Below are 14860 nucleotides of genomic sequence, written 5' to 3'. Positions count from 1 at the left end.
GTTATTTAAATCTTTTCACCAACATATCACGTCGTTGCTTCAGCGCAAACTGAATATAGTTTGATTCATCAGAATCAAATTCATCTCTAACGCGGGCAAAAGTATCGCGTGCCTCGAGGAAATTATTATGGTAATGAGCATAGTGAAGTTTCTCAATTGGTATCTTCAAGTTTTCCTCCAAATTGTCCAGGATATGTTGGATTCTGTCTGGATTATGTTTTTGGAAAAACAAAATGTTCTGACTGACAATCGCCTCGATTTGTTCATCGGAAACCTTGGAGAGTTGATCAGCCAGTCGAGCCAGAAGTTCAGCATCTTTGACAACAATCTTTTTCGAGCTTGGGTTAAAAGAAATGACTTCTCCATACGCTTGATTGACCGGATAATCGCCCTGAAAAGCTTTGATGCAATTCAATATTTCCTGATCTGTAATTTCGGCCGGAAAACCAGTAATTTTGCCGCTTGGCGAAGAGGTCAAACACCCTCCGAAATCAATAAATACAGGCTCATCGCCCTTGAACATGAAATTGTAAGGCTGCCGATCATAATGATGGAGCCAGATATCAGCTAGAATGCCAGATTGGATCACTCGATTATTTTCTTGGCCCAGGGGCAGAGCTAGGGGATCATCTGGTGTCTTGTACCCGTCGAGAAACTCCATCACCAAACGATATTTGTCGTCGTGCTCTATCAGGGACGTCCGGGGCGACGGCAAACCCAGCAGAGTGAAGCAACGTTGACCGATAATATCTGCTGATAAACTGTGCTCAAGGCCATCCGAAACGGTCTTAACCACGAGACGTTCGCCCTGATGGTTTTCCCACAATTCTACAGTGTGAGACGTTAGGGGTTTTGAGGGGTCAGCCAAAGTTTTTGCCAGCTTAAATCCATCGAGAGAATACTGGTTTGCCATACCGCCTGAAGCCGCCTCAGCTGGAGATACTTTGGGCGCCGATTTCTGCTCATCCATCAATTTGCACAACATCGTGATGATTATCAATTCGACATGAGCCATCAATTGTTCAGCTTCGCTACCCATGGTTACTTCTACTTTCCCCGATTCGAAACTTCCAGATCTGTAATTGTACAAATGGTCACTTCGATTGAATATCTCAATGTCTTTCAGGATCGGGTAATAATCGCTGGCGTATCTTTTCTGATAGATTCGCTTCAGCCAATCTCCAACCACGAACATTTCCACGTCTACTGGCACATCCAGATCAGTGTGGAAATCAATAACGTATTTGGTGAGCATGTTAATAGACCCCTGGAGACCAGTGTCTACAACCAATATTTTCTTCGACCCCTTGAGATGTGATAACTGGGAGGAAACGTATAAACCAAGTCGACTAAGCAGTTCTTTAAACCCGGGCTCTTTTATCTTGAGTCTAGCCATCTCCTGGCAATAATTCTTGTAAAAAAGATCAAAATCACGGCCGTTCTTCGGCAGAGCGACGTAAAGCGCATCGGACGCCAATGCCCAATAATAATGGTCATCCGGTTCCTTACTCAGCAACTTGCGGTTGATCATCAATTGTCCGCTCAGCGTGTCCTGCCCTGAAGCGAAATCAAGCGCTTTCTGTGCCTCGGCGAACATTAGGCCGTCTCGCAAAAGGTAGACTGGCGAGACGCCGCTATCTCGAATTTCTTTGACAAATTTGATCAACCTAGCAGCGACTTTGAAGATTCTTTCAAATTTTTGCTCGCTACCGATTTTTGCCAAGATCGCCTCTGAACTTATTGGAGTCTCAATAATTTTACTAATTTCATTTACAGAAGATTCGAAGTAGTTCTCTGGAGTCGTATCACCGTCTGTCGAGCTAAAATCAAAATTGTCTCTGCCACCGGATTCTCGCCATGCTCGAAGAAAAGTTTGATATTCATTGATGCCCTTTTCGCCCTCGGCATCAATTGGGACGACTTCTTCGCCCAGATCAGGAGTAAGGAGAAAGACTTGAACACCTTTTAGCTCGTACCATTTGTCAAAAACACTTTGGTAATATGCTTTGCCATTACGAATATGGTATTCGTTCTCCCCCAATCTGATTTTGCCTTCGAAACTGGAAAGAATCCTGGACAGTCCTGCTTCAGCGATATTCAACAATATTTTCGGATCGTGATATCTTTTGGCTAAGGCCTCCTCAAGACCATCCGCGATCTCCGGATAGCCCAAATCCCTCATATCGTCGATAAAACAATGCAGATAATAAGCTCGCTTTGAATTCTCGGCCAGAGATTCGGTTTTGTTAGATCCATTTATGAGTCGATTAAGTTCTGATGCTCTAGCAAGGTAATGGTTTTTGACCAACTCAAAATCTTTTAGCTTGAATGAGCCAACTCTTTTTATATTGTTTTTAAACAATTTCATATCATAATCCTAGCACTTATTCCCCGCTGTCTGCTTTTGCTTCTGTTTTCTCGGTCTGATCTGACTGGGCAATTTCCCTATCAGCCTCATCGAATTCGGCCGAATTGTCATCCCAATTTACATCTGGCTGAGCCTCCGGATCGCTATATGGATTTGCCGCTTCTTGATCTCCATCTTGGGCCGTGCTTGGTTCTTCAACTGTGTCGGCGTTCCTGGACCCTGGTTCATTTCCTTCGTCCCCAACTTCATCACCGCCTAAATCAGCTCCTTCTGCCTGATTAGCAATTGGTCGCTCCGCAGTCAAAGGTTCAGCCTCTTCAACCGTATCATTTTGTGCCTGGGGAGCTTCAATGTCATCTTTCTGGGCAGGGTTGCCAAGTTTACCCTCGGAGTTTTTCACGATATATTTCATCAAATACGCCATGGATTCGCCGCCAGAGACTTTGTCTGTCTCCTGATTCAATGAATTAATTTTGACAAATGCTTCTTGCAACCTCTGGTCGCCAGCTTCTCGATTACCGAGTATTTTCTGTGCTGTAATGGTTTCCGCTGCAGTTGGGTCAGAAGATGATTTATCCATGTTTCGAGCAAAAGCTCTGACAGAAGGCAGAAGTTGGATAGCAAGCTCTCTCTTGGTAGCACCACTTTCATTTAACAGCTTCAGAGCCGGACCGATTTTCGATATGCTCTCTTCTCCCGTATCGGCTTTCGTCTCCGCAAGAGCAGTACTAGCCTTCTCTAGGCTCATCGTAATTGATTGTACTGCCACTTCGTCTCTCTCTGCCTGCTCTTTGCCCCGTCTCTCTAGGCGGTCACGTATCCGCAGCTGTCTCTCTTGAGAGATCTTCTCACGATAAGCATTATTCTTCTCGTCTGCTTCGGCCTGAGTCGGCTCATCCTCGCCCTCTTTCTCGGTTGGCGCTTCCTTCTTCTGAGCTTCGCCCTCTTCGTCTGGGGATCCATCGTCCTCCTCCCCGACAGCTAGATCGATCGACTGCAATTCGTCTAGCGGCACCTCAAACTCTGCGCCAGTTTCCTCGTCAAAAGCCCTAGCATACGTCCTGCCATCAGCACCTGGCTCTTCATTGACCCCAGTGACTGATACCTCGACATCGCCATCCTCGTTGGCCCACTGCATTTTGACTGGATTCTCAGGCGAAGCATCTTCGAGACCAAGCTCCTGAATCATTTTGTCTGTCTCCGATTCTGATTCCTCGCCTGGCGTTTCATCTTCTTCTGCAGGCATTTCGGGCCCTGCTTCGCCGGGAATAATTTTCGGCGCTCCATCGGATTTTTCTGCACGCGGGGCAGAAGCCGCCAAGCCCTCGGCAATGTCCTCATTCTTATCAGCGTAAGCCAACGCTTTTTCGGGATAATCTTTGGCAAATCTTTCCCAAACTCCTCTGGAGCTCAAGAAGTTCATCTGGCCCGAGTATCGAGCAGGGTCTTTCCGCGATTCGGTCTGTGCAATCGCGCCAGACTTGCCGCTCTGTGCCTCTTGCGTCCATTTGGCCGCACGAGCTGTAATCTCTTCATATATCTTCTGGACGGCAGGATCTAAATTCGGCTCTTCGTAGATCTTTGTTTTCTCATCGTCGTCTCTCTGCTCTGGCCCTGCGTCCTGAGTTTCCTCACCTTCAGACGCGATATGCTTGTCGCCTTCATCAAAATTGGCCGAATTTTCGTCCCAATCTACGTCAGGCTGAACTTCACTATTCTCCTCCGCGCTAGGCTTCACCCGTTTGATCAAGTTATCCAATGCGGCAATCTCCTCAGGATTCTCGCCGTCAGAGCCTGCTTCTTGCCTGATTTTCTCAAGTGATTCTGCCAATCTAGCTTGAGCAACGCCACCTTCCTGTACACCAATTCTATCTATCTCTGCCTTGACTCCAGCGATTTCAGTCGCGTCTGCGTCCAAATTTCCACCGACTTGTTCGGCTGTCTGGCTGTTTCTGCTACTAATATTTTCTGAAAGACCCTTCAGACCGACGACCTGCTCGGCACGATTGTTCAATACTTCACTATTACTAGGCTCCGCGGCAGGCGTTGCCTCTTGCCCCTTTATTTCTTCTCCTGTATTTTCCCCAACCTTTTCGGCGCCTTTCATAGTACTATTTCCTTCCGTATCTTATCCATCTTTTCTTGCTCCAAACGACCAATAAAATCGCTTAGAACTTGCTTTTGCTTCTTGCCCACCTGATCAAGATCTTGTTTGTATGTATCAACAGCCGCTTCTACTGCTTTGACAATTTCTTCTGAGTTCATATTTCCTCCAAGTTGTTTTTTCAATGATAGCATTTAATTAAAAAAATACCCATTATCTTTCGATTGGGTATTTTTTGGAGCACTGTATATAACTTGGTAGTTAGTCTTCTTTTTTATCCTCTACGATACGGTCGCCTGCGACTGCCTCAACTTTGGCTGCGATTTCGGCTTCCTCTGCAGCTTTTTCAGCAGCAGCGGCTTCAGCGATAGCAGCAGTTTCAGCTGCAATCTTCTCTAGCTCTTCTTCGGCGCCCTTCTCTTCCCAAACCTTGTGATCACGGTTGAGATCCTTGAGACGTGCGTGTTTGCCAGTCAATTCTCTCATGAAGTAAAGTTTGGCTCGGCGGACTTTGGATTGTTTGATTCTCTCAACTTTGACAACTCTTGGGCTGTGAAGAGGAAATGTTCTCTCAACACCGATACCGAAGGACTCTTTGCGAACAGTGAAAGTACCGTCGAGTGACTGGCCATGCTGAACAGCGATGACTAGACCTTCGAAGATCTGAACGCGCTCTTTGGCGCCTTCTTTGACCAGGATATGAACCTTGACTGTGTCGCCTGATCGAATTTCAGGAATGTTTTTCTTGGTATATTTTTCGAGAATTTTAAGCATTATTTACCTTCCACAATTTCGTCTACATGTACAAAAGTTCGCTTGTCTTTGTTGCCATTGAAAGCTGTAACCTGTTTTTCCTGGAATCTAACCAAGCCATCGATAGAAGCGTAGATCGTATAATCATCGCCCATTCCGACGTTGAGTCCTGGATAAAATTTGGTACCGTGCTGTCTGATGATGATTCCGCCAGCGGTAACAAATTGATCACCAAAAACCTTGACTCCAAGTCGTTTGGAGACGGAATCGCGACCTAATCTTGTACTACCTGCGGCTTTTTTATGAGCCATGACGTACCCCTTTGGGATAATTTACAAATTAAAACTGTAGTAAAACGATCTCTCGCTTCACAACCTGGTATTCTCTACCATAAACAAGTGGTTTAGTGAGTACACTATAGCCAATTTTTTCAATTTCGTCAACACTTGCGTCGAAGAGACTGTAGAGCTTGCCTTCGAGCGTTTCTACCAGTGGAAAAATCAAAACCAACGAATTAATTGGAAGCCCTGATTGTCGAATATTCTTGAGGAAATCAATGTATAATTCCTGAATCTTTGCATATTCGCCCTTGACTGCGTTCAAGCTAGGTTTAAATTTCTTGGGCTCGCCCAGAAACGGCTCGGCCACCACAGCTACGCTGTTGTAGTCTGAAAGTCGAAAGTCGAAAGTCGAAAGTAGTTTTGCAAAATCTACATTGGAAGCATCGGCTTGGTCTATATGCACCTTCGGCTTCGGATTTTTGGCAGTAATTTTGTCTCTATATTTCGGGTTTTCAACAAGCCATTTGATATTGTTCATCGAATCATTAACCGCTTTTTCGCTCACGTCCGAGCCCATCGCGTCAGCGCCAAGAAGCAATGCTTCGATCAGAATATTGCCCGATCCACAGAAAGGATCAATCACGAGAGATTTTCCCTCTTGTTTCTTCGATCCTAGCGCAAGATTGATCATCATCCTGGCTAATTTTGGCGGAAGCATTCCGCTTCTCTTGTCGCCAGATGGCTTATCATAATCACGCTCGCCCCACTCTTCCGCATCCGTGAGAGCGATTAAAATGCCTAGATCTGCTTCGAACAAGCCAAACTCAAAACCTTGATCCACAAAATGATTTTTCAAGGACAAAATACTTGAAGCGTCCTTGCCCTCTCTAATTTCAACGAATCGCAAGGATAGCTCCTTTTTCAGCTCCTTTTTGATCGAAAGACCGAGATCAAAGATCGATTTGTAATTGAAAAGTCGTGAGTAAGAAGAAATAGTATAGTTGAATTTCTTCTGGCTTCTCTCTGAGCTCGTAATATAAGAAATTATTCTGTCCTTGACTTGCTTATCGACTGGGACGATCATGCGGAAAATCTTCATCGTGCCGCCCAGACTCTCAATCAAGCTCGCCACATCACTTTCGTTCGCATTTTCAATATTGATGATTGCGACATTGTCATATACACTGGGAACTGTAAAACAAAAACCAAAACGAACTAGAACTGCATAGAGTTCCGTCAAGCACAAATCGCGCTCACGACCAAGCACAAAGGCGTATTTTTGGTTGTTGTGTTGCATTGTTTGCTTACTTTAACACATTTGACGACATTTAGCTAGAAAATACGCAAATTACCAATTTTTATTTCTTAATTGTTAATCAATTTTTAATTATAAATTATTAATTAGACATTGATTAGAAATTAGTATTTAGGAATTAGAAATTTATGGAAACGCAGTTTCCTAACTTTGTCCATCTCCACGTGCATTCGCACTATTCTATGCTTGACGGCATGGGCAAAGTTCCTGATCTGATCAAAAAAGCCAAATCTGACGGCCAGACAGCCCTCGCCTTGACCGATCACGGCGTGATGTATGGCATTATCGAGTTCTATGAAACTTGCCTCAAGGAGGGAATCAAGCCAATCCTCGGCGTTGAGGCCTATGTCGCACCGAGAAAATTGACCGACAAACAGCCTTCAGTTGACGCCAAGGCCTACCATCTGATCTTGCTGGCCAAGAACGAAATCGGATACAGAAATCTGCTCAAATTGGTCACGATCGCTCATCTAGACGGCTATTATTACAAACCGCGCATTGACAAAGAGACACTCAAGGCACACGCCGAAGGACTGATCGCCTGCTCGGCCTGTGTCCAGGGAGAAATCCCTCGTAAATCCCTCGAATCGCTAGACGAGGGAAGAAAAGTTCTTCAAGAATACCTCGAGATTTTCCCAAAGGAAGATTTCTATCTCGAAGTTCAAGCACACCCCAACACCGTTCCAGATCAGGTTACCGTCAATGAGAATATGTTCAAATTGGCCGCAGAATTTAGTCTCAAAACCATTGCTACCAACGATCCCCATTATGTGAACACCGACGATGCCATTGCTCAGGACGCTCTTCTCTGTCTCCAAACCGGTCGCTTGATTTCAGATACAAATAGAATGACGATGACGGGCGACGACTACTCCCTTCTGACTCGTGAGCAGATGTTCAATAATTTTCCAGATCATCCCGAAGTCATGACCAACACGCTCGAAATCGCTGAGAAGTGCAACGTCAATATTGAACTCGGTAAATTCCGCTTCCCCGAATTTCCGCTACCCGAGAACGAAACCTATGAGACATATATCAAAAAATTGATCGCCGAACGCCTACCAAAACGAGTTGCAGAAATCACACCAGAGATGCAAGCGCGTCTTGATTATGAATTCAAGGTGATCAAAGACAAGGGATATCTCGGATATTTTTTGATCGTCCAAGACTTCTTTCAAGCAGCAAAGGAGCGCAACATTCCGACCAATGTGAGAGGATCAGCCGCTGGCTGTTTTACCTCCTACGCTCTCGGCATTACGGCCAAACAATTGAACCCACTCGAATATAATTTGCCTTTCGAACGCTTCCTGAATCCTTTTCGCCCATCCGCTCCAGATATTGACGCCGACATAGCCGACTCTGGCCGTGACGAGATTATCCAGTATGTCTCGCAGAAATACGGTAAGGATCGGGTTGCCCAAATCTGCACCTTCGGAACTATGGCCGCCCGCATGGCCGTGCGGGACGTTGGTCGAGTTCTCGGCATGTCCTACACCGAAGTCGACACTATCGCCAAATTGATACCTCCGATCAAGACTACGTTGAAGCAAGCCCTTGAGACTATCTCAGAATTAAAAGCGCTTTATGACTCTGACGCCAAGGTCAAACAGTGCATTGATATCGCCCGAAAACTCGAGGGGGTCGTCCGTCACGCCTCCGTCCACGCCGCTGGCGTCGTCATCGCACCAGAGGACATTACTAATTTCACCCCGATCATGAGAGACAACAAGGGCGGGCGTCTAGTCACTCAATATGAAATGCACGCCGTCGGTGAGGATGGGGTTGGTTTGATCAAAATGGACTTCTTGGGCCTTGCCAACCTCTCAATCATTCAAAACGCTCTTCGAATTATCAAGAAAACTAGGGGCGAGGCAATAATCCTTGATGAAATCCCGCTCGACGACAAAAAGGCCTTTCAACTCCTTTCGCGTGGCCAGACGATTGGCGTATTCCAACTGGAAAGTGAGGGCATGCGCAAACACATTAAGGATCTACGTCCGACCACTATCGACGATATTATGGCCATGGTGGCGCTCTATCGCCCTGGGCCAATGGCCTTTATCCCCGAATACATTGCCAGAAAACACAATCCCGAACGGGTTACTTACCCAGACCCACGGATGGAAAGAATTTTGGAGAAATCACTCGGCCTGATTGTATATCAGGATGATGTCTTGATGATCGCGATTGAGCTGGCCGGCTACAACTGGGAGGAAGTCGACAAATTCCGCAAAGCTATCGGCAAGAAAATTGTCAAAGAGATGGGTGTTCAGAAAGAAAAATTCTTCAAACAGATCATCGAGCGTGGCATGAAGGAGAAGGTGGCCAACGACCTTTGGATACAGATCGAGACTTTCGCTGGCTACGGTTTCAACAAATCACACGCCGCTAGCTATGGCTTGGTCGCCTACCAAACTGCTTATCTGAAATCGAATTACCCGCCCGAATACATGTCCGCCCTCATGACCTCCAACAAGGACGATCTCGACAAGCTTGCGATTGAGATCGACGAATGCAAACGGATGGAGATCGAAGTAATGGCACCTGATGTCAATGAGTCATTCGTCGACTTTGGCGTAGTCAAAGAGAGCGGAAATATCCGCTTTGGCCTTTCAGCGATCAAAAACGTGGGCCAAATGGTGGCCGAGGAGATCGTAGAAGAGCGCAAGAATGGGGAATACACGGATCTGAAGGACTTCCTGGTCCGTCTCTCAGGCAAAGTCGTGAACAAGAAGGCTCTCGAATCTCTCGCCATGGCCGGTGCCCTCTCCCCCTTCGGCGAGAGGAACCAGCTCCTTTTCAACATGGAAAAAATTCTTGCCTTTGCCACCAATGTCCACAAAATAATCACAAACAATCAAAATTCCCTCTTCACGGATGAAAACCCTGTCGAGCAGATGAGCATCGAGATCGAACCTACCGCTCCAGCTGACAAGAAAAGCATCCTAACTTGGGAGCGCGAACTGCTCGGAATGTATATCTCGGAACACCCTCTGGCCGATGTTGGGCCCTTACTTGAGAAGAACCGCACGGTCAAAATTTCAGATATTTCAAGCTCAGACGAGAACAAATTCGTGCGTATCGCCGGAGTTGTTACTTCTATGCAAAAGATCCTGACTCGAAGCAATCAGAATATGATATTCGCCAAGGTAGAGGATATGAGCGGCAACGCTGAGGTGCTAGTCTTTCCCAAGATGCTTGAATCATGCACTTGGCTAGCCAATGACAAGCTTGTGGTAATTGACGGATTTGTCAGTTACAAAGACGGCGCGCTCAAAATAGTATCCGAGGGTGTGTATGAACTAAGCATGGAATCAGCCATTCCAGCCTTCGTCGTCCGCGAGAAGCGTCGTAGCTGGGGCGGGAAAGGCGGAGGGGGAAATGGACAGGGAGGCTACAAAAGTGGGGGAAATGGGGCTTCTGGCGCCCCGCAGAGCCCTTCCAACCCCGCGACGGCTCCAGTATATGACTTCGGCCCCAAGAGCCTCAAATTAACTATCCCCGCTGAGTGGAGCAAGGAGCATCTGCTCGAGCTCAAAGAGATATTCGGCGCTCATCCTGGCGAATCCTCCGTTCTCTTGGTCCTAGTCAACGGCACGACCAAGGAAGTCAAAATAAAAAACAAGATCACTATAGATCCTGTCCTCTTAAATAAAGTCAAAAAACTGATCGGCAAAGACAACGTCGTCCAGTTCTAACATGTTTTAGTTCATTTTTAGTTTACTTGGACGCTCTTTTGTGGTATAGCATTTGGGAAGCGGCTTCGTTGACCGAAACGCTTCGCATTCTACCGCGCCGTAGACCGGCAGGAGGAAAACAAAATGACCAAAGTAGACGACAGCGATGGTTTCCACAGCACGCAATTTCTAAATGCGTCTTGCAAGGACATCCTGGGTAATCCAGTCATACTTGAGTACCTCAAGTATGCACCGAGCGCGACAGCGTTCAGCGAATTTTTACAAAGTTGCGGTTGGTCCGAAGAGACCTGCCGTAAAGCCCGTCATGCCAAGATCCTCTTGGATCGTCTTGGACCAGTTGGTTTCGAGCCCTGGACCAAGACCGGCAATCGGCCTGTCAAAGATCAATTTCTTATGATCGGACCAGTCTGCGAGGGTTTTCCCGAAGGTATGGCTGTGTACAAAATGTCTGAAGCATTTTGGATCGGAGATGAGAGAGATAGTCGTAACGGTTGGCCTGTGTTGCTAAGAGAGCTGGCGTTAAAGTCTGAGAGTGGTGATCTGGTCACTACCTTTGACGGAGACGGCCTTGGCTCATTCTCTTGCCAACCGATTGACAGTAACTTCAACGAGATCGAGCTACCTTACTCAGCTGAATCTGTGGCGACAAGCCCTGACGACAGCAGAATTACTATCGCAAGCACCTCTGGTTCAGGGCGACTCCAAATCAAGATGCCCAGAAGAAACAGCAGACGGTTACAGATCAATAGCAAAATTGCCGTTATGGGACCAACAGGTGATAAGAAATTCCCCGAGTTTTACAAACTTCTGGAATTTACCGAACTGGGTTACTCTGACGATGTCACTGACTCTATCCGTATCTTCGTCCGACTGGATCTCAAATACAAGGATGGCAATCTGCGTGACGGCGATCATATCTCTGTCGGATCATTGTTCTTCAGGCGAAGCTATCGCATAAGCGATTCATTTAGTTGCGAGTTGAACATCAGATATCTAATAGCCAGAAATAGTTTTTACCTTATGCTGCAAAATCTGAAACAGGGTGAAGCGGCAATCAAGTTTCCCTTCGCCCCATCCCGCCGCCATGACATTGCTTTTCCTGATCTTAAAGATGAATTGTCGATATTTGACGCAAAGAGCAAATTCTCTGCCGCTGGACAACGAGCGGCAGACGATTTGTGGAGATTGGCAAGTGCTGGCCAGTGCTGGCTTACCAGCATCGCAAGCTCTGAAGTGATAGCCAAACCACCGAATCAACTGATTGATTTGCTAACACCGAAAGAACGAAAATGACCTTATTTCTGCCCCGCTGGCAATCGCCTGCGGGGATTTTTATTGCACTAATTTACCGACAACTGTGTAGCCCGAGAGGATGCTGTCGTAATGCTTGGAGTGAAAGACCGACGACTGGTCTTGCCCTGCGTCAAAACCGTAGTGTGTGCCGTTGCGAAATACTGAGCTCATATCATAGACAACGCCATCCACAGCCACATAAGCTGGCTGGCCGTTTTGGCCATCAAATTGAGCGAGAGTCGAGGCGGTGAATGTCTTCTCTGCAGTCGATGTACTTGTGTCTGCAGGAGCGGTCGTGTTCGTACTTGAACTTGGCGCAACTGTGCTTGTGCTCGTCGTTGGGGCAGAGGAAACGCTTTTGGCCGGGATTTTGTAGAATCGATCGACGTATACAAAATAGCCAAAGAAAGCGGAGAAGAACAAGACGAGAGTTATCTTGGTAAATACATTCCACATGCCCCAGCGCTTGAGGGCAAAATAAATCGAGACCGAGGAATGGACGACAAAAACGAACAGGGTAATGATATTCAAAAGCCCAAGATGGAGTTTGGAAGCAGTGCCTGCGCTAATAATCCCCTTGGTCATGCCATAGCCGCTAATCAAAAGAAGGATCATGCAGACAAGCAAAATCCAGGCCGTTAGTCGATTCGATTTGATTAAGAAGTTCATTAGTTAAATTTTCCCAAAAAAAGCTGAAATTATACTGAGGCTGGCCTAGCAACCGTCTTCGGTCTGACTGAAGCGATCTTTTGTTGAGCGTAGTATGGATCAGGAATATCTTGGACGATAATATCGCCCTCTTCCTTGGCTCCGGCCGTGCGCACGATTAGATCACCGTACTTGAGAACTGTTTTGAAAAATCCTTTCGTTTCGCTCGAGACGTCCAAAATGTTAGCAAGATCCGCTTCAAAGATTTTGCGTCGGAAAAAGCCTTTTTGCGAAACATAGAAGATTCTCTCATCAGTGATAATCAATACGGACTCTTTGAATCCGTAATATGCGCTCCAAAAGTAAACGATTGAGAGGGCTCCAATGACGCCAGCGCTGATATAGGCCCAGAGAACGACTTGGGGGAAGAGAATGAAGACGGCCGCCACCACTGCCAAAATCAGGACGACTCGAAAGCCGGTTGGGTAAATGACGTAGGGGTGGGAATTAATCACATCTACTACCTTTTCTTCTGGCCTCTGTCCCTGAAAGGTGAACTCGCTTTCCTTTTTCTCTTCTTCTTGCATAAATAGATTATACCAAGAAAAAAATAAATATCTATTTTGTACAAAAAAGCCCCGGTGAAAACCGAGGCTTTTCTAACGTACTTTTTTCGCTTACATTCCGAAGTCGCCCATGCCTCCTGGCATTCCGGCCATCGGTTCTTTCTTCTCTGGCTTTTCGGCCACCACAGCCTCTGTTGTGAGGACTAGCGCCGCGATGGAGGCGGCGTTTTGAAGTGCTGATCGAGTCACCTTGGCTGGATCGATGATTCCCATCTTGATCATATCGCCATATTCGCCGGTAGCGGCGTTATATCCTTCACCAATTTTCATTTTTTTAACGTTATTGAGGACGACCGCGCCTTCTACGCCAGCGTTTTCGGCAATTTGCCGAACTGGACACTCGACCGCCTTCTTGACGATCTCGATTCCAAGATTCTCGTCATCCTTTGCTACTGTTGGCTTGAGCGCTGCAGCCGCATTGAGCAGAGCGACTCCTCCGCCAGCTACAATACCCTCAGAAATGGCCGCTTTGGTCGCGTTGACTGCGTCCTCAACCTTGAATTTGATCTCCTTCATCTCCGTCTCAGTCGCGGCACCAACTTTGATCACACCAACACCGCCAGAGAGTTTCGCCAGCCGTTTTACCAATTTTTCATTTGAATAATCATGCTCAGGTTTCTTTGGATCAATTTGCTTCTTGATCTGGGCAATGCGCTCTTTGATCGCTTTGGCCGTGCCCTTGCCTTCGATAATAACTGTTTTTTCCTTGTCTGATTCGATCTTGCGAGCCTGGCCAAGCATAGAAAGCTCTGTTTCCTCGAGCTTGTGGCCGAGGTCAGTAGAGATAACTGTGCCGCCAGTCAAAGTAGCAATATCCTGCATCATTTCTTTCCGTTGATCACCAAAGCCAGGAGCCTTGATCGCCAAGACGTTTAGAACACCGCGAAGCTTGTTGACCACGAGAGTCGCCAAGGCTTCACCGTCGACATCTTCAGCTATGATCACTACATCCTTTTTGCCGCTCTGGGCCATTTTCTCAAGCAGAGGCAATATCTCGGCGATTGAGGAAATTTTCTTGTCTGCGATCACCACATAAGGGTTTTCCAGCACCGCCTTCATGGAGGCCGTCTCGGTAATCATGTATTGAGAAATATAGCCATTATCAAATTGCATACCCTCCACGACATCAGTCTCCATCCCCATCGTGTTGGATTCTTCGACAGTGACAACACCATCTGTGCCGACTTTCGACATAACTTCGGCAATCATCATACCAATCTTCTCGTCACCAGATGAGACAGAAGCGACCTGAGCAATTTCTGCTTTGCCTGAAATTTGCTTTGTCTTCATATTTTTGACAATAGCCTCAGTCGCCTTCTCAATGCCAGAGCGAACCTGAATCGGATTGGCCCCAGCGGCAACATATTTCAGCCCCTCGTTGATCATGGCTTGGGCCAAGATCGTAGCTGTGGTCGTGCCGTCTCCTGCAACATCGTTGGTCTTGCTCGCGACCTCCTTGATCAGCTGAGCACCCATATTTTCAAATTTATCTTCAAGTTCGATTTCCTTGGCAATCGTCACGCCATCATTCGTGATGGTTGGCGCGCCAAAGCTCTTCTCCAAAACAACATTTCTGCCCTTGGGTCCAAGAGTGATTTTGACGGTATCTGCTAATTTGTTGACGCCGTCTCGGAGTTTCCCTCTCGCTTCTTCGGAAAAATTAATCATTTTCGCCATTTTAGATCCTTGTTAGTTATTATTTTTCATTTTACATTGATCATTAATTGTCCATTTATAAATTTACCAATTGGAAAATGATAAATTAATGAGAAAT

The 14860-nt window shown here is 46.5% G+C and carries 10 protein-coding genes and 1 pseudogene; 2 read left to right on the top strand and 9 right to left on the bottom strand.

The genetic code is table 11. From position 1 onward, the window contains the following. Position 1 precedes the first annotated feature (1 nt). The 6 genes and pseudogenes from WC227_00880 to WC227_00855 all read right to left on the bottom strand — a co-directional run bounded on the left by WC227_00880 (position 2) and on the right by WC227_00855 (position 6803). A complete protein-coding gene (locus WC227_00880) occupies positions 2–2368 on the bottom strand; it encodes a hypothetical protein (protein MFA6963257.1) in 2367 nt (788 codons plus the stop codon). Positions 2369–2384: 16 nt separating this feature from the next. Further along, the gene (locus WC227_00875) at positions 2385–4475 is read right to left on the bottom strand and encodes a hypothetical protein (protein MFA6963256.1); all 2091 of its coding nucleotides are present in this window, start codon (positions 4473–4475) and stop codon (positions 2385–2387) included. Further along, entirely contained in the window at positions 4472–4633 is a 162-nt protein-coding gene (locus WC227_00870) for a hypothetical protein (GenBank protein ID MFA6963255.1), read from the bottom strand. The genes WC227_00875 and WC227_00870 overlap by 4 nt, the downstream gene beginning before the upstream one ends. 277 nt (positions 4634–4910) lie before the next feature. Further along, positions 4911–5246, bottom strand: a pseudogene (rplS, locus tag WC227_00865) (50S ribosomal protein L19). Next, complete coding sequence (gene rpmA / locus WC227_00860; GenBank protein ID MFA6963254.1) at positions 5246–5536, bottom strand: 50S ribosomal protein L27; 291 nt, start codon at positions 5534–5536, stop codon at positions 5246–5248. The pseudogene rplS and the gene rpmA overlap by 1 nt, the downstream one beginning before the upstream one ends. A gap of 28 nt (positions 5537–5564) precedes the next feature. Then, entirely contained in the window at positions 5565–6803 is a 1239-nt protein-coding gene (locus WC227_00855) for a DNA methyltransferase (GenBank protein MFA6963253.1), read from the bottom strand. A gap of 146 nt (positions 6804–6949) precedes the next feature. On the opposite strand from WC227_00855, the gene WC227_00850 reads away from it, so the two are divergent. Together WC227_00850 and WC227_00845 are read left to right on the top strand one after the other, a co-directional pair. Continuing rightward, positions 6950–10519 (top strand): DNA polymerase III subunit alpha, encoded by a 3570-nt coding sequence (locus WC227_00850; protein ID MFA6963252.1) that lies wholly within the window; start codon positions 6950–6952, stop codon positions 10517–10519. 123 nt (positions 10520–10642) lie between these two features. Continuing rightward, positions 10643–11812 carry a hypothetical protein gene (locus tag WC227_00845; GenBank protein MFA6963251.1) on the top strand — a complete coding sequence of 390 codons (1170 nt, stop codon included), beginning with the start codon at positions 10643–10645 and terminating at the stop codon, positions 11810–11812. A 39-nt stretch (positions 11813–11851) separates the two neighbouring features. On the opposite strand, the gene WC227_00840 is transcribed toward WC227_00845, so the two are convergent. From WC227_00840 to groL, 3 genes are all read right to left on the bottom strand, one after another. Continuing rightward, positions 11852–12481: a hypothetical protein gene (locus tag WC227_00840; protein MFA6963250.1), complete on the bottom strand. Its 630-nt coding sequence runs from the start codon at positions 12479–12481 to the stop codon at positions 11852–11854. Between the two features lie 29 nt (positions 12482–12510). After that, positions 12511–13047, bottom strand: coding sequence for a PH domain-containing protein (locus WC227_00835; GenBank protein ID MFA6963249.1), 537 nt, complete (start codon positions 13045–13047; stop codon positions 12511–12513). Between the two features lie 90 nt (positions 13048–13137). Further along, positions 13138–14763, bottom strand: a complete 1626-nt coding sequence (gene groL / locus WC227_00830) for a chaperonin GroEL (GenBank protein MFA6963248.1) — start codon at positions 14761–14763, stop codon at positions 13138–13140. Between the last annotated feature and the right edge of the window lie 97 nt (positions 14764–14860).

This window comes from Patescibacteria group bacterium (assembly GCA_041671645.1).
GTDB lineage: Bacteria > Patescibacteriota > UBA1384 > XYA2-FULL-43-10 > 1-14-0-10-43-13 > JBAZBD01.
Note: the sequence above shows the minus strand (reverse complement) of the source record. Positions and strands in the feature narration are given on the sequence as shown.